This is a genomic window from Janibacter limosus NBRC 16128 (assembly GCF_001570985.1).
In the GTDB taxonomy this organism is placed as follows: Bacteria; Actinomycetota; Actinomycetes; order Actinomycetales; family Dermatophilaceae; genus Janibacter; species Janibacter limosus.
On the sequence record NZ_BCSS01000047.1, the window covers coordinates 1 to 15,063 of the forward strand.

19 protein-coding genes are annotated in these 15,063 nt (G+C 69.9%); 6 read left to right on the plus strand and 13 right to left on the minus strand.

Going from position 1 to position 15,063, the window contains the following annotated elements; all coding sequences use genetic code 11:
• Positions 1-1,531 (plus strand): energy-dependent translational throttle protein EttA (gene ettA / locus JLI01S_RS14350; RefSeq protein ID WP_068265833.1); only part of this gene is annotated, 1,531 nt, incomplete at its 5' end.
• Between the two features lie 56 nt (positions 1,532-1,587).
• Here the strand turns inward: ettA and thpR are convergent.
• The gene (gene thpR, locus JLI01S_RS14355) at positions 1,588-2,157 is read right to left on the minus strand and encodes an RNA 2',3'-cyclic phosphodiesterase (RefSeq protein ID WP_068265835.1); all 570 of its coding nucleotides are present in this window, start codon (positions 2,155-2,157) and stop codon (positions 1,588-1,590) included.
• A gap of 62 nt (positions 2,158-2,219) precedes the next feature.
• Here thpR and JLI01S_RS14360 point away from each other — a divergent pair, with 62 nt between their 5' ends.
• Positions 2,220-2,825 (plus strand): pentapeptide repeat-containing protein, encoded by a 606-nt coding sequence (locus JLI01S_RS14360; protein ID WP_068265837.1) that lies wholly within the window; start codon positions 2,220-2,222, stop codon positions 2,823-2,825.
• A gap of 11 nt (positions 2,826-2,836) precedes the next feature.
• Here the strand turns inward: JLI01S_RS14360 and JLI01S_RS17670 are convergent, their stop codons facing one another.
• From JLI01S_RS17670 to JLI01S_RS14370, 3 genes are read right to left on the minus strand one after another with little or no spacing between them, the layout of a single operon-like run.
• A complete protein-coding gene (locus JLI01S_RS17670) occupies positions 2,837-2,971 on the minus strand; it encodes a hypothetical protein (RefSeq protein ID WP_281177469.1) in 135 nt (44 codons plus the stop codon).
• Between the two features lie 11 nt (positions 2,972-2,982).
• Positions 2,983-3,942, minus strand: coding sequence for an epimerase (locus tag JLI01S_RS14365; protein WP_068265839.1), 960 nt, complete (start codon positions 3,940-3,942; stop codon positions 2,983-2,985).
• Positions 3,942-4,556, minus strand: a complete 615-nt coding sequence (locus JLI01S_RS14370; RefSeq protein ID WP_245634640.1) for a TetR/AcrR family transcriptional regulator — start codon at positions 4,554-4,556, stop codon at positions 3,942-3,944. The genes JLI01S_RS14365 and JLI01S_RS14370 overlap by 1 nt, the downstream gene beginning before the upstream one ends.
• A 112-nt stretch (positions 4,557-4,668) precedes the next feature.
• Between JLI01S_RS14370 and JLI01S_RS14375 the strand changes: the two genes are divergently transcribed.
• The 4 genes from JLI01S_RS14375 to moaA all read left to right on the plus strand — a co-directional run bounded on the left by JLI01S_RS14375 (position 4,669) and on the right by moaA (position 7,858).
• Positions 4,669-5,823 (plus strand): acyl-CoA dehydrogenase family protein, encoded by a 1,155-nt coding sequence (locus tag JLI01S_RS14375; RefSeq protein ID WP_068265841.1) that lies wholly within the window; start codon positions 4,669-4,671, stop codon positions 5,821-5,823.
• A gap of 108 nt (positions 5,824-5,931) precedes the next feature.
• Positions 5,932-6,426: a MogA/MoaB family molybdenum cofactor biosynthesis protein gene (locus JLI01S_RS14380; RefSeq protein ID WP_068265843.1), complete on the plus strand. Its 495-nt coding sequence runs from the start codon at positions 5,932-5,934 to the stop codon at positions 6,424-6,426.
• The gene (locus JLI01S_RS14385; RefSeq protein WP_068265845.1) at positions 6,426-6,860 is read left to right on the plus strand and encodes a molybdenum cofactor biosynthesis protein MoaE; all 435 of its coding nucleotides are present in this window, start codon (positions 6,426-6,428) and stop codon (positions 6,858-6,860) included. The genes JLI01S_RS14380 and JLI01S_RS14385 overlap by 1 nt, the downstream gene beginning before the upstream one ends.
• Positions 6,860-7,858 (plus strand): GTP 3',8-cyclase MoaA, encoded by a 999-nt coding sequence (moaA, locus tag JLI01S_RS14390; RefSeq protein WP_068265847.1) that lies wholly within the window; start codon positions 6,860-6,862, stop codon positions 7,856-7,858. The genes JLI01S_RS14385 and moaA overlap by 1 nt, the downstream gene beginning before the upstream one ends.
• Positions 7,859-7,868: 10 nt before the next feature.
• Here moaA and JLI01S_RS14395 read toward each other — a convergent pair whose 3' ends face one another.
• From JLI01S_RS14395 to narH, 9 genes are read right to left on the minus strand one after another with little or no spacing between them, the layout of a single operon-like run.
• The gene (locus JLI01S_RS14395; protein WP_068265849.1) at positions 7,869-8,108 is read right to left on the minus strand and encodes a MoaD/ThiS family protein; all 240 of its coding nucleotides are present in this window, start codon (positions 8,106-8,108) and stop codon (positions 7,869-7,871) included.
• The gene (locus JLI01S_RS14400) at positions 8,105-8,380 is read right to left on the minus strand and encodes a DUF6457 domain-containing protein (protein ID WP_068265851.1); all 276 of its coding nucleotides are present in this window, start codon (positions 8,378-8,380) and stop codon (positions 8,105-8,107) included. The genes JLI01S_RS14395 and JLI01S_RS14400 overlap by 4 nt, the downstream gene beginning before the upstream one ends.
• Positions 8,377-9,003, minus strand: a complete 627-nt coding sequence (gene mobA, locus JLI01S_RS14405; protein WP_068265853.1) for a molybdenum cofactor guanylyltransferase — start codon at positions 9,001-9,003, stop codon at positions 8,377-8,379. The genes JLI01S_RS14400 and mobA overlap by 4 nt, the downstream gene beginning before the upstream one ends.
• Positions 9,000-9,479, minus strand: a complete 480-nt coding sequence (moaC, locus tag JLI01S_RS14410; protein WP_068265855.1) for a cyclic pyranopterin monophosphate synthase MoaC — start codon at positions 9,477-9,479, stop codon at positions 9,000-9,002. The genes mobA and moaC overlap by 4 nt, the downstream gene beginning before the upstream one ends.
• Positions 9,480-10,715 (minus strand): molybdopterin molybdotransferase MoeA, encoded by a 1,236-nt coding sequence (locus JLI01S_RS14415; protein WP_068265857.1) that lies wholly within the window; start codon positions 10,713-10,715, stop codon positions 9,480-9,482.
• Entirely contained in the window at positions 10,712-11,884 is a 1,173-nt protein-coding gene (locus JLI01S_RS14420) for a ThiF family adenylyltransferase (protein WP_068265858.1), read from the minus strand. Before JLI01S_RS14420 ends, JLI01S_RS14415 begins: the two co-directional genes overlap by 4 nt.
• A gap of 19 nt (positions 11,885-11,903) precedes the next feature.
• The gene (narI, locus tag JLI01S_RS14425) at positions 11,904-12,656 is read right to left on the minus strand and encodes a respiratory nitrate reductase subunit gamma (protein ID WP_068265860.1); all 753 of its coding nucleotides are present in this window, start codon (positions 12,654-12,656) and stop codon (positions 11,904-11,906) included.
• Positions 12,653-13,402: a nitrate reductase molybdenum cofactor assembly chaperone gene (narJ, locus tag JLI01S_RS14430; RefSeq protein ID WP_068265865.1), complete on the minus strand. Its 750-nt coding sequence runs from the start codon at positions 13,400-13,402 to the stop codon at positions 12,653-12,655. Before narJ ends, narI begins: the two co-directional genes overlap by 4 nt.
• Positions 13,399-15,063 (minus strand): nitrate reductase subunit beta, encoded by a 1,665-nt coding sequence (gene narH / locus JLI01S_RS14435; protein ID WP_068265866.1) that lies wholly within the window; start codon positions 15,061-15,063, stop codon positions 13,399-13,401. The genes narJ and narH overlap by 4 nt, the downstream gene beginning before the upstream one ends.

Consider the following 15,063-nt stretch of genomic DNA (forward strand, 5'->3'; position numbering starts at 1 on the left):
GGCGGGGATCGACCAGCCGAGCAACGGCGAGGCGAGCCTCAAGGCGGGCGCGACGGTGGGCATCCTGCTGCAGGAGCCGCCGCTCAACGAGGACAAGACGGTCCTGGGCAATGTCGAGGAGGGCGCTGGCGAGATCAAGGCCAAGCTCGACCGCTTCAATGCCATCTCCGAGGAGATGGGCGAGCCGGACGCCGACTTCGACGCGCTCATGGAGGAGATGGGCAAGCTCCAGGAGGAGATCGACCACGCCGACGCCTGGGACCTCGACTCCCAGCTCGAGCAGGCGATGGACGCGCTGCGGTGCCCGCCGCCGGACAGCCCCGTCACCAACCTCTCCGGTGGTGAGCGTCGCCGGGTGGCCCTGTGCAAGTTGCTCCTGCAAAAGCCTGACCTGCTGCTCCTCGACGAGCCCACCAACCACCTTGACGCGGAGTCCGTCCTCTGGCTCGAGCAGCACCTGGCGGACTACGCAGGCGCCGTCGTCGCTGTGACGCACGACCGGTACTTCATGGACAACGTCGCGCAGTGGATCGCTGAGGTCGACCGCGGTCGCCTCTATCCCTATGAGGGCAACTACTCGACCTACCTGGAAAAGAAGCAGGAGCGTCTGCAGATCCAGGGCAAGAAGGACCAGAAGCTCGCCAAGCGGCTGAAGTCCGAGCTCGAGTGGGTCCGCTCCAACGCCAAGGCGCGCCAGACCAAGTCCAAGTCGCGACTCGCGCGCTATGAGGAGATGGCCGCCGAGGCCGACCGCACGCGCAAGCTCGACTTCGAGGAGATCCAGATCCCGCCGGGCCCGCGCCTGGGCAGCAAGGTCATCGAGGTCAAGGGCCTGAAGAAGGGCTTCGACGACCGGGTGCTCATCGAGGACCTGTCCTTCTCCCTGCCGCGCAACGGCATCGTCGGCATCATCGGCCCCAACGGTGTCGGCAAGACGACGCTCTTCAAGACGATCGTCGGCATCGAGGAGCCGGACGCCGGCGTCGTCGACATCGGCGACACGGTCAAGCTGTCCTATGTCGACCAGAACCGCGGCGGCATCGACCCTGACAAGAATGTGTGGGAGGTCGTCTCCGACGGGCTCGACCACATCCAGGTCGGACAGGTCGAGATCCCCTCGCGCGCCTATGTCAGCCAGTTCGGCTTCAAGGGCCCGGACCAGCAAAAGAAGGCAGGGGTGCTCTCCGGTGGTGAGCGCAACCGCCTCAACCTCGCGCTCACCCTCAAGCAGGGCGGCAATGTGCTGCTCCTCGACGAGCCGACCAATGACCTCGATGTCGAGACCCTCGGGTCGCTCGAGAACGCACTGCTGGAGTTCCCCGGGTGTGCCGTGGTCATCTCTCACGACCGGTGGTTCCTCGACCGGGTCGCGACGCACATCCTCGCCTACGAGGGCACCGAGGAGAACCCCGCCAGCTGGTACTGGTTCGAGGGCAACTTCGACGGCTACGAGGCCAACAAGGTCGACCGTCTGGGCGCGGACGCGGCGCGTCCGCACCGCGTCACGCACCGTCGACTCACCCGCGACTGAGCGAGCGCTGGTACGACAGGGCGTTCGCCCCCTTCATCGGGGGCGAACGCCCTGCGTCATCTCCGGCACAGGGGGAGACGGGCCTCGGCCTCGTAGTACGGCCGGCCCGAGCGGTTGGCCCGGGAGACGAAGACGGTGACCTCGTGCGCGAGCCAGTCCGGGCCGGAGTAGGACTCCATGGCCCGTAGCCAGTGCGTCGCCTCGATGGGCCGACGGGTGCGTGCCAGCGTGAGGTGTGGCCGGTAGTCGCCTCCTGCGGTGGGCACCCCGATCCGGGAGCACGCGGTCCGGGTCCGCAGAGCCAGCCGCTCCAGGTCAGTGAGCCCGTGTGGGTGCTTGGAGCGGATGTCCGTCCACATGACGCGTGCCTCGGCCGCGTGCGGAAACATGCCGGCGCCCTGGAGTCGCAGGGGGATCGGGGCGGTCGAGTCGGCGACTGCCGCGATCTCCTCGACGACGTCGTCGACCGACCCCTGCGGCACCTCGGCCAGGAAGGCGAGTGTCACGTGCCACAGGTGGGAGGGCGTCCAGCGCCAGGGCGAGTCCACGGCACGCCGTGGCTCGACGAAGGCGTCGAGGTCGACATGGGCCTCCGGTGACGGGACGACTGCCGCAAAGACACGCACCGGACCATTGTCCGGTCCCGGAAGGACGAAGGGGAGTCGGCCCGCGCAGGTAGCGTGCGGGCATGCCTTCACTCCTCGAGCAGGTCGACGGCCGTACGAGCATCGTCGACGAGGTCCTCACCGGGAGCCTCGACGACCGGCAACGGCTGACGGGGGTCGAGCTGATCGGCTGCACCCTGCGTGACGCGAGCTGGGCCGGCGGGATCCTCTCCGGGGTGAGCCTCGAGGGGTGCACGATCGAGCGCCTCGACCTGTCGCGGGTGCGTCTGCCCGACTCGGTGCTCGACGGGTGCACCTTCGTCGGCTGCAAGGCCCTCGCGACGTCATGGTCGATGCTGCGCGAACCAATGCTCTCGCCGGACCCGTGCACCTGGGTGGACTGCCAGCTGTCGATGGGCAGCTTCAGTGGTCTCGACCTCACCGGTGCCCGCTTCGAGCGGTGCGTCCTCACGGACGCGGACTTCGACGGCGCGGTCCTCAAGGACGTCGTCATCGACGAGTGCTCCCTCGGGGGCTCTCGTTTTGTGCGGGCAGATCTCACCGGAGCGGACCTGCGGGGCGCTCGCGACTACGTGATCGACGTGCGCGAGGCGCGCGTGGAGGGGATGCGGGTCGACCACATCGGGGCGCTCGGGCTGCTCGCCCCCTTCGGCATCGACGTCAGCTGACCCCGTCGTGATCAGCGACGAGAGCGACGGCGGTCAGGCCGGGTCAGCAGGTACAGGCCACCGCCGCCGAAGAGGGCCGCCCCGACCGCCCCGACGATGACCGCGCCCGATGCTGACCGCAGACGAACGAGCAGGGCGAAGCGCATTGGACGTGCCGTCAGCCGTAGATCTGCGTCAGCGCGGCGTCGAGGTCCGGGTAGATGAAGTCGAAGCCCGCGTCGCGCAGCACCGTGGACGTGCAGTGCCGGCCGGTGAGCGCCAGCGCAGGATCGCTGCGCAGGGCGATGGCGCCGAGGTGCAGCAGGGCGGCGGGAGTCGGTGGGGCGGCGGGGCGGTGCAGGTGGCGCCGGAGCGCAGCCATGAGGTCGGCATTGCGCACCGGCCCGGGCGCGGCCGCGACGAGCGGACCGTCGGGGATGCGCACCTGCGGGTCGAGGCCCAGTGCCGCGATCGCGATCCGCAGCCAGTCCTCGTGGTGCACCCAGCTGAACCACTGGTAGCCCGACCCGACTCGACCACCGAGACCGGCTCGCGTGAGCCGCGCGAGGATCTGCAGTGCCGGGGCCTCGCGGTCGAGGACGATCGAGGTGCGCAGCAGGACGAGGTGCTCGCTGTTGGCCCCGTCGGTGGCTTCCTCCCACGGTCGTGCGACACCGGTCATCTGGGGGAGGCCCGGCTCGGGCAGTGGAGTCGTTTCTGTGACGCGCTGCTCGCGGGCGTCGGACCAGATGGCGGTGGAGGAGGCCTGCAGCCAGGAGACGAGCGGGCGCTCCAGGCGCTGGCTGGCCGCCACGAGGGCTCGGGTCGAGTCCACTCGGGAGCTGCGCAGTGCGGCGATGTTGGCAGCGGTCGGTCGCACGTCGACGAGCTTGCCGGCGAGGTTGACCAGGGCGACGCCTGCCTCGTCCTCGGAGTGCAGGACCTGCGCCCAGTCCCCGACGGTGCGCCCGTCCCAGACGACCTGCTCGAAGGGCAGGTCGGGGTCTCGACGCCGGGTGATGATGCGGACGTTGTGCCCCCTCTCGGCGAGGCGGTGTGCGAGCAGCCTTCCGAGAGAGCCGGACCCGCCGGCGATGACGACGCGCGGGAGTGGGCTCGAGGTGTCGGTCCGGGGCATCAGGCTCTCCTTCGTGCTCCCACGAGGCGCAGGGCGAGGGCCCCGTAGGACTCGGCGATGGATCCGGGGGTCGTGCGCTTGATCCCCGGGTGGTACCAGCGAGCGACGTCGACGACGAGCGACAGGGCCGCGAGGGCGGTGGCGCGGGTGTCCTCGACGTCGAACTCTCCGGACGCCACTCCGTCGGAGATGATCCGCTCGACGACGGCGTCGATCTCGCGGCGAAGGGTGAGCACCTCGCGTTGGTGCTCGGGGGAGAGGTGGCGGAACTCGTACTGCACGATCCGGGCCACCTGGTGCTGCTCCGCGTGCCAGCGGGCGAACTCGGAGATGACCTCCTGCAGCGCGTCCGTCGGGGAGGCGGCCTCGTCGGCGGCCGCGGCGAGTGCGTCGCGGGCGGCGACGTGCCCGACGCGGCTGAGCTGGAAGAGCAGGTCCTCCTTGCTGGCGAAGTGCACGTACACGCCGGCGGGGGACAAGCCAGCACGCGAGGCGATGTCCCGCGTGGTCGTGGCGTGGAAGCCCCTGTCCGCGAAGGCATCAGCCGCTGCCTCGAAGAGGCGCACGACGGTGGGATTGTCGTGGGCCGGGAGGGCGGGCGATTGCTGGGTCACGGTTGACAGCATGCCCTCAGGAGGTGAAACTAAGCAAGCGCTTAGTCAAAGTTTCTGAGCCAGTGTCTTCCCAGCCAACATGTCGGTACGTCAGTGCCAGAGAGGTGTGGACATGCCCCGCAACATCTACGAGGAGGACCACGAGTCCTTCCGTGCCTCCGCCCGTGAGTTCGTCGAGCGGATGCTCGTCCCCCGCGCGGAGACGATGATCGCCGAGCACTCGATCCCGCGCGAGGTCTGGCTCGAGGCCGGCAAGCAGGGCTTCTTCGGCCTGGAGATCCCCGAGGAGTTCGGTGGCGCCGGCATCGAGGACTACCGCTTCAACGCCGTCCTCGCCGAGGAGCTGTCGAAGTTCAACGCCGCGACCAGCTCGTGCTTCGGGATCCACTCCGACATCACCGCGCCGTACATCGTGGCGCTGGGCACCCAGGAGCAGAAGGAGCGCTGGCTCCCGGGCGTCGCCGCGGGCGAGAAGATCCTTGCGATCGGCATGACCGAGCCCTCCGGTGGCTCGGACCTGGCCAACCTCAAGAGCACCGCGGTCAAGGCCGATGATGGCTCGGGCGACTGGATCATCAACGGTTCCAAGACCTTCATCACCAACGGCCACCAGTGCGACCTGGCCGTTGTCGCGGTCCGCACGGACCCGACCAAGGGTGCCAAGGGCATCTCGCTCTTCGTCCTGGAGAAGGAGGACGAGGGCTTCACCAAGGGCCAGCCGCTGGACAAGGTCGGCCAGCCCGAGTCCGACACGTCCGAGCTCTTCTTCGACAACGTGCGCGTCTCCGGCGACCGGCTCCTCGGCCCCGAGGGCATGGGCTTCATCTCGATGATGCAGAAGCTGCCGCAGGAGCGTCTGGGCAATGCCATCGCCAACCTCGCGGGCGCCAAGCAGATCCTCGAGGAGACGATCCAGTACACGAAGGAGCGCAAGGCCTTCGGTCAGCCGATCGGTACCTTCCAGCACAACAAGTTCAAGCTGGCCGAGCTCGTGACCAAGGTCGAGGTCACCGAGGCCTACCTCGACTCCTGCGTCGTCGCGCACGCCGCCGGCAAGCTCACCGCGGTCGATGCGGCCAAGGCGAAGTGGTGGGCCGCCGAGATCCAGTGCGGCGTCCTCGACGAGTGCGTCCAGCTCCATGGCGGCTACGGCTTCATGAACGAGTACCGCGTCGCCCGTGCCTGGAAGGACGCTCGCGTCCACAAGATCTGGGCCGGCACCAACGAGATCATGAAGGAGCTCATCGGCCGCGACCTCGGTCTCTGAGCCTCCAGCAGGACCCTGGGCCGGTCACACCGTGAGACGCGGTGTGGCCGGTCCTCGCTTTCCCACACGAGTTTGAGACACTGGACACCTTCGAGCGAAGGGAGCCGCGTGAGCATCACGGCGGTCCATGTCATCACCGTCTCCGACCGGGTCAGCCGGGGAGTGCGGGAGGACCGCTCTGGACAGGCGGCCCGTGAGCTCCTCGAGGCGGCCGGCCACGAGGTCACCTCCAGCGTGATCCCCGACGGCGCGGACGAGGTCGAGTCCGTCCTGCGCGCCTCTCTCGCGGCAGGTCACCGGCTGCTGGTCACCACGGGTGGCACCGGCCTGAGCCCGCGCGATCGCACCCCTGAGGGCACGGCACGCGTCCTGGACCGTGAGGTCCCCGGTCTGGCGGAGCTGCTCCGTGCTGAGGGCGCGCGACACACCCCCTTCGCCGCCATCTCCCGCGGGCTGGTCGGCATCGTCGACTCGGGGCCGGGCGGACCCGGCACCCTCGTCGTCAACCTCCCCGGCAGTACTGCCGGGGTTCGTGAGGGCTTGGGCGTGCTGCTGCCGCTCGTCGACCATGTCCTCGACCAGATCTCCGGAGGCGACCACTGATGGTGCGCACAGCATGGATCGCCACCGACGCGATCGACCTGGCCGCGATGCTCGCGAGCGTCAGCGGTCCCGCACACGGAGCCGTCGCGAGCTTCGTCGGTCAGGTACGTGATCATGACCCGGAGGCTTCGGGAGAGGTCGTGGCCCTGCGCTACTCCTGTCACCCGGACGCGCAGCGGTTCATCGAGGAGATCGTCGCGCGGACCACGACTGCGCACGACCCGCAGGGTGAGGCGGATGTGCGCGCCACCCACCGCATCGGTGACCTCGACGTCGGTGACCTCGCGCTCGTGGTCGTCGTGGGCAGCGCCCACCGCGATCTGGCCTTCACGCTGTGCCGGGCCGTCGTCGAGGCCGTCAAGCACGAGCTGCCGGTCTGGAAACAACAGTTCGAGGCCGATGGGTCGCACGCGTGGTCGGGGTTGAGCTGCTGATGACTCGCCCACTGCTCGACACCCACGGTCGCCTGCACCGCGACCTGCGCGTCTCCCTGACCGACAAGTGCAACCTGCGCTGCACCTACTGCATGCCGGCCGAGGGCCTGCCGTGGCTGCCCAAGGACGAGCTGCTGTCGACTCCCGAGCTGCTCACCCTCGTCGAGGCCGCGGTCACCGCGGGCATCACCGAGGTCCGCCTGACCGGCGGCGAGCCGTTGGTGCGACCCGATGTGGTCGAGATCGTCGGGGCCATCGCCGCGATGGAGGGGCCCGAGGGCTCTCCCGAGGTCTCGATGACGACCAACGGGCTCGGCCTGACCAAGACGGCCAGCGCGCTCGCGGAGGCCGGGCTCGCGCGGGTCAACGTCAGCCTCGACACCCTGCGCGCTGAGACCTTCCTCGAGATCACCCGCCGTGATCGTTTCGACGAGGTCGTCGCCGGCATGGCTGCCGCGCACGACGCCGGGCTGCGCCCGGTCAAGGTCAATTCCGTGCTCCAGCGCGGGATCAACGACGACGAAGCAGTCGACCTCGTCCGGTGGGCCGTCGAGCACGGCTATGAGCTGCGCTTCATCGAGCAGATGCCGCTGGACGCCCAGCACACCTGGCAGCGCACGGAGATGATCACCGGTGGGGAGATCCTCGGCAACCTGCGTGAGGCCTTCGAGCTGACGGAGGTGCCCGGCCGTGGTGCAGCTCCCGCCGAGCGCTTCTTCGTCGACGGCGGGCCGGCCACGGTTGGTGTCATCGCCTCGGTGACGATGCCCTTCTGCGGATCCTGCGACCGGCTGCGGCTGACGGCTGACGGTCAGTTGCGCAACTGCCTCTTCGCCAATGGTGAGACCGACCTGCGCGCCCCGCTGCGCGCCGGGGCCACCGAGGAGGAGATCCACGAGCTCGTGCACGAGTGCCTCGCTCTCAAGCGTCCCGGGCACGGGATCAACGAGCCCGGCTTCCTCCAGCCGCCGCGCCCGATGAGCGCGATCGGCGGCTGAGCCTGCCCGATCACCCCCCGGCGAAGGGAGGCAGCACGTCGATCGTCGACCCGGCCGTGACCGGGGTGGAGTTGTCGTCGACATAGCGTCCCGCGTGCAGCACGGAGCACCGCTCCAGCACCTCGGTCAGGCGCGGGCCGTGCGCGGCCTCGGCCGCGGCGAGCACCTCACCCACAGTGCTCCCGGACAGCTCCTCCTCGTCGGTGCCGGCCGCCTCGGCAGCCCCTGCGAAGTACCTGATGGTCGTCATGTCTGCTCCTCCCGCTCGGTGATGGTCGCCTCGATGGCTTGCTGCAGCGACTCGATGTCGACGGGTCGCCCTTGCTCCTGCAGGTGCCCGACGGCGACACCGAGGATGTAGGCGCCCACGGGCGCCATCGGCCGCTCGAAGCCGTGGGCGATCTTTTTGGTCATCGCGTGGATCGTCACGACGTCGACCGACTCGGCGTCGATGCCCACTGCGGCGCAGGCGTCCTCGATCCAGTCGGCCCACAGGGCCCGGGTCGCCCCGAAGTCGGTCATGACGGGTCCTGCCTGCGCAGCCGCTCCACCCAGTGGGCGTGATCGGTCCACGTGTCGATGTCGGCCACGTCATCATCGCTCGCGGGGACGGTGACGAGCACGGACTGGGCAAGGAGGCTCTTCATCGACCGGTCCCGCGGGGAGCCCAGCCGCTCGAGGGCCTGTCGCAGCGATGCGGTGCGGTGGATGCCCAGCAGCCACTGGGGGTGCCCCGTCGAGTCGGCCAGGCACCAGCCGTCGTGCTCGCCCGTGTCGACGGTATCGCTGCGCTGCGCGTAGGACCAGGCGGCGAGCAGCCGGCCGAGGGCGGGAAGGGGGTCGGCCAGGTCGCAGGCGAGCAGCACCGTCCACTCGGCCGGCTCGGTGGTGGCCAGGGCGTCGAGCCCGGCAGCCACGCCGGCCACGGGTCCGCCCAGAGGCGGGTCCTCGAGGGTGCGGTGCACGCCGTCGGGGACCTCGACATCGCCGACGACGGCGATCTCGCGAGCATCCGCGACCGAGACGAGCACGCGGTCGACCAGTCGCCGACCGTCGAGCTCGACATCGGGCTTGCTGGCTCCGCCGAGACGCTCGGCAGCGCCGCCGGCGAGGACCACGGCGTCGAAGGGGGTGGGGTCGTTCACGAGTCCTCCCGGGTCCAGGTGCCGCTGCGTCCGCCGGTCTTCTCCAGCAGTCGGATGTCGCTCATGTGGGCGCTGCGGTCGCGCCCCTTGACCATGTCGATGACGGTGAGCGCGGCGACCGAGACACTGGTCAGCGCCTCCATCTCGACCCCGGTCCGGTCAGCCGTGCGGACGGTGGCGGTGATGTCGACACCCGTGTCGGTGATGACCAGATCGACGACGGCCCCGTGGACCCCGATGACGTGGGCGAGGGGGAGCAGGTCGGGGGTCTTTTTGGCGGCCTGGATGCCGGCGATGCGTGCGACGGCCAGGACATCGCCCTTGGGCACGGTGCCGTCGCGCAGCAGGGCGACGGTCTCGCGGGAGGTGACCACCCGACCGGCCGCGGTGGCCGAGCGGACCGTCGGCGTCTTGTCGGTGACATCGACCATCCGGGCGTGACCGGATGGGTCGAGGTGGGTCAGCGGGTGGTCCATCTACAAGCTCCTGATCTGCACGATGTCACCGGGCTCGACGGAGTCGATCTCCTCGGCGACGACCGCCAGCGCGTGCGCGCCGGCGAGGGAGGTGACCATGTGGGAGGCCGAGCCCCTGCGGTGGGTGGGGGTGGCCACGAGGCGGCCGGTGTCGTCACTGGACAGGCGCACGGGGACCAGCTGTCGACGACCCGCGGGTGAGCGCCACCCGGCTCCGGCAACGGCGCGTGTGGGCCCCTCGCTCGGTGCGCGGCCGAGCAGCCGGTCGATCACTGGGCGGCCGAAGACCTCGAAGGAGATCGCCGTGCTCACCGGGTTGCCGGGGAAGGCGATCACGGGGACTCCCCGCCACCGTGCCCAGCCCTGCGGCTTGCCGGGCTGCATGCGCACATGACGGAAGACGCCGTCGGCAGACTCCTGCAGGACGATCCGAGAGACGTCGAAGTCGCCGACGCTCACGCCGCCCGTGAGCAGCACGAGGTCCGCGCCGTCAGCGAGCTCGTCGAGACCCAGGGTGAACCCGGAGGTGTCGTCGGGCAGGACCACGGGGCCGCGCACCTGCACGCCGAGCTCGGTGAGCGTGGCGGCCAGGTGGGTGCCGTTGGACTCGAAGATCTGCCCGCGCACGAGCGATCCGCCCGGCGCGATGAGCTCGTCACCGGTCGCGGCGACGGCCACGACCGGCTGGCGCCGGACGCTGACGGTGGCAGCGCCTGCGGCGGCGAGCGACCCGAGGACCCGTCCGGTGATGCTGACGCCGGCCTCGGCGATGACCGCGCCCTCGCGCACGTCCTCGCCGGCGTCACGCACGTGCTGCCCCAGCGATCGGGCCTCCGTGATCGTCACGGCGGTCGTGCCGCCGTCGGTGACCTCGACGGGCACGACCGTGTCGGCGTCGGACGGCACGGGTGCTCCGGTCATGATCCGCACGCACTCGCCGGGCCGCATCGACGGGTCATCGCCCGACCCTGCGGGCACGGCGCCGACGACACGCAGCGTCACGGGCAGGCTCACGAGGTCCTCGTGGTGCACGGCGTAGCCATCCATGGCCGAGTTGGCGAAGGCGGGCACGTCGCCCGCAGCGCGCACCGGTCGGGCCAGCACTCGACCGAGCGCCTCAGCGAGGGGGACCTCCTCGGTCTCCGCGAGAGGACCGGCCCCGTCGAGCAGGGTGGTGAGCAGCTCGTCGAGGTACTCCTCGACGGTCAGCAGGACGCGCTGGGTGGGGTCACTCATCTGGTCTCCACGGTGAGCGGGGTCGGGTCGGGCCAGGCGAGCATGCCGCCCTCGAGGACGAAGAGGCGCTCGAGCCCGCGCGCGCGCAGGGCCGTGGCCGCGAGGTGCGCCCGAGGGCCGGCCCGACAGACCAGGACGATGTCGCGATCCGACGGGATGCCGGCGCTCGCAGCCGGGTCGCCGGTGATCGCGGCCACGGGGATGTGGACGGCGCCGGGCACGATGCCGCTCACCAGCTCGTGCTCCTCGCGCACATCGATGACGAAGGGGGTGTCCGCCCCGGTGAGTCGGGTGGCGAGGTCGGCGGGGGAGAGGAGCGACACAGAGGGCTCCGCCTCGGCCGGCGGTGGGGTGGCTGTCGCCGCGGCGGCAGCCGCGGCCTCGCGCACCCGTCGCGGTCCGCGGCCCACGATCGGGATCTCCCGCTGGGTGGCGGCGAGCACGTCGATGAAGAGCAGTCGTCCGAGCAGGGGTGCGCCCACGCCGAGGATGAGCTTGATCGCCTCGGTCGCCATCATCGAGCCGACCTGGCCGACGAGTGGGCCGACGACCCCGGCGTCGCCGCAGGCGGGGACCGACCCCGGCGCAGGAGGTGTCGGGAAGAGGTCGCGCAGTCCGGGGGCCGGGTGGTCCTGCGGTGCAGCGGTCCAGAAGACCGTCAGGTGCGCCTCCGTGCGGTACACCGCCGCCCACACGAGGGGGATGCCGAGCTCGTCGCACGCGTCGGCGACGGCGTACCGCGTCTCGAAGTTGTCGCTGCCGTCGAGGACCAGGTCATGATCGGCGAGGATCCTCGTGGCGTTGTCCGCGTCCAGGTGCTCGCTGACCCCCGTGATGACCACATCGGGGTTGAGGGCGCGGACTCGCTCGAGCGCGCTGTCGATCTTGGGTCGACCGACATCCGCCGTGGCGTGGATGACCTGACGCTGGAGGTTGGTCTCGTCGACGTCGTCGTCGTCGACCACGGTGATCCGACCGACCCCGGCACCGGCCAGGTACAGCAGGGAGGGCGAGCCGAGGCCACCGGCACCGATGACCGCGATGTTGGCCGCGAGGAGGCGACGCTGACCCCCTTCGCCGATCGTGGGCATGAGGAGGTGACGGGAGTAGCGGCTCACCTGGTCCCCGGTGAGCGCCGGCCCGGGGGCGACGAGCGGGGGAAGTGTCATGGTGCTGACGGTAGTCGGCTCACCTCTTGCTGGGCAGGTCGGGCTTGTCCCAGCCGCGACGCGGCGCCTGCGTCCCGGTGCCGTACCCGCTGCGGGCATCACGCGAGCGGTAGACGAGGTAGGGACGGGTGAGGTAGCCGACCGGCGCGCTGAAGACGTGGACGAGCCGGGTGAAGGGCCACATCGCGAAGAGCGCCATCGCCACGAGGGCGTGCAGCTTGAAGCCGATGGGGGCGAGCGCCATGAGCTCCGGGTCGGGGCGGAAGGTGAAGACCCCGCGCCACCACGGCGAGACACCGTCGCGGTAGTTGTACTCGCCGCCGAACTCCAGGAGCGAGCCGGCGATGGTGTTCCACATGCCGAGGATGATCACGGCGGCGAGGAGGACATACATCACCTTGTCGTTGACCGTCGTCGCGGAGAAGACCGGCCCGGTCGTGCGCCGCCGGTAGACGAGGATGACCAGCCCCACGAGCGTGGCGATGCCCGCCGGGATGCCGCCGGCCAGCGCGATGACGTGGTAGGCGTGCCGGCTCAGCCCGAAGGCGTCGGTCCAGACCTGGGGGATGACCAGACCGATGACGTGACCGGCCACCACGCCGATCATCCCGAAGTGGAAGAGCGGGCTGCCGATGCGCAGCAGCCGGTCCTCGTAGAGCTGGGAGGAGCGGGTCGTCCAGCCGAACTGGTCGTAGCGGTAGCGCCACACGTGGCCCACGACGAAGGTCGCCAGGGTGAGGTAGGGGACGATGACCCAGAGGAAGACGCTCATCGGGGGGCTCCTACAGGGATGGTCGAGCCGAGGTGGGTCTCGGTGGATGGCGGTGCGGGGCGAGGTGCGCCGGCGAGGTGCTCGTCCAGGGCCGGGTCCTGCGCATAGGGCGCAGTGTCGATGCCGACGTCCTCCTGGGGCGGACCCTGGGCGATGAGACGGGCCAGAGCCTGCTCGTCGTCACCCTGCAGCTGCGGCAGGGTGGCGCGCAGCGCCCGGACGGCGGGCAACCACGGTGACTGCTTGCCGGTGAGGGCGGTGTACAGCAGCTCGATGCCGACGCGGTGGTCGTTGAGCAGCTTCCACGCGGTGTCCGCGTCGCAGGTCGCGCCGAACTCGAGCAGCACGCACAGGTGGTCGGGCAGCTCGGCGTCCTCGTCGTCGAGCTCCACGCCGGCGGCGCGGTAGGCCTGCTTGAACTGCACGAGCGCGACCCCTCGCTTGCGGGTGTCACCGTGCAGGAAGTAGGTCATGTGCAGGGCGCACCTGCGGGTGACGTCGAAGGTGTCGACGTAGTCCGCCTGCAGGGAGGTCAGGTCGGTGCGCTCGACGTGGTCGAGGACCTCCCGGATGGGATCACCCACACCAGGCGGCAGCGCTGACGCACTCTCGCGCAGGACGGGGACCAGGGCGACCAGACGCTCGTCGGGGTAGTCCAGGAGCAGTGAGATGACCTGCCAGGCGTCAGCCAGGGCCCGTCCCGGCACGCCGGGCTCGGTCTTGCGATGCCGCCGCCACGGCATCATGACTGGTCACCGTCGGAGTGGGGGAAGAGCCCGTCAGGAGTGCCCTTGCCGTCCCAGTTGAGCAAGTTGACCCGGCCGCCCTTGCTGCCGCCGGCGACGAGCTGGTCGGAGGTCTGGCGCTCCTGCAGCATCTGGAAGTTCTCGACCGCGACGGGGGTGAGGGCGCCACGGCCGGAGCCCTCACCGAAGGGGCCGGACAGGTCGATCTCCTCGTCGTAGCCGGAGACGGCACAGTCGGTGGCCAGCTCCTCGAGCCCGTGGGCCTGCTCGCCGTGGGCGGTGGGGATGACATAGCGCTCGTCGTACTTGGCCAGGGCGAGCAGGCGGTACATCTCGTACATCGCCTCCTCCTCCATGCCGACGGCCGCGGGGATCTCCGCCCTGGGGTCGCGGCCGAGGTTGATGTCGCGCATGTAGCTGCGCATGGCCGCCAGCTTCTTGAGCACCTCGTTGACCGGGCGCACGTCGCCGGCCGTGAAGAGGTTGGCGAGGTACTCCACGGGGATGCGCAGGGTGTCGATGGCCGCGAAGAGGTTGTCCTTGTCCTCGCCGTCGTAGCCGGTGTCCTTGATGACGTCGACGACCGGCGACAGCGGCGGGATGTACCAGACCATCGGCATCGTGCGGTACTCCGGGTGGAGGGGGAGCGCCACCTCGTAGTCCATGATCAGGCGCCGCACGGGGGAGGCCTTGGCCGCCTCGACCCAGTCGCCCGGGATGCCGGCCTCCTCCGCCGCCCGCTGGACCTGCGGGTCGAAGGGGTCGAGGAAGACCGAGCGCTGCGCCTCGTAGAGGTCGTGGTCGTCCTCCACCGAGGCCGCGTCGAGGACCCGGTCGGCGTCGTAGAGCATGATCCCGATGTAGCGCAGGCGTCCGACACAGGTCTCGGCGCAGACGGTCGGGATGCCGACCTCGATCCGCGGGTAGCAGAAGGTGCACTTCTCGGCCTTGCCGGTCTTGTGGTTGAAGTAGACCTTCTTGTACGGGCAGCCGGTGACGCACATGCGCCAGCCGCGGCACTGCTCCTGGTCGACCAGGACGATGCCGTCCTCCTCGCGCTTGTAGATCGCGCCGGAGGGGCAGGACGCCGCGCAGCTGGGGTTGAGGCAGTGCTCGCAGATGCGGGGCAGGTAGAACATGAAGGTCTGGTCGAACTCGAACTTCACCTTGTCCTCGATGCCCTTGAGCATCGGGTCCTTGACGGCGTGCTCGAGGCTGCCGCCGAGGTCGTCGTCCCAGTTGGCCGACCACGACACGTTCATCTTCTTGCCGGAGATGAGCGAGTAGGGCCGCGCGACCGGGAAGTGCTTCTGCGCGGGGGCGTTGAGCAGCGTCTCGTAGTCGTAGGTCCACGGCTCGTAGTAGTCATGGATGCTCGGCATCTTGGGGTTGGAGAAGATGTTGAGCAGCTTGCTCACCCGACCACCGGCACGCAGCTTCAGGCGGCCGTTGGTGGCGCGGGTCCATCCCCCCTTCCATTCGTCCTGGTCCTCGTAGCCGCGCGGATAGCCCAGACCGGGGCGGGTCTCGACATTGTTGAACCAGACGTACTCCGTGCCGCTGCGGTTGGTCCACGCCTGCTTGCAGGTGACCGAGCAGGTGTGGCACCCGATGCACTTGTCGAGGTTCATGACCATCGCCATCTGTGCCATGACCTTCAT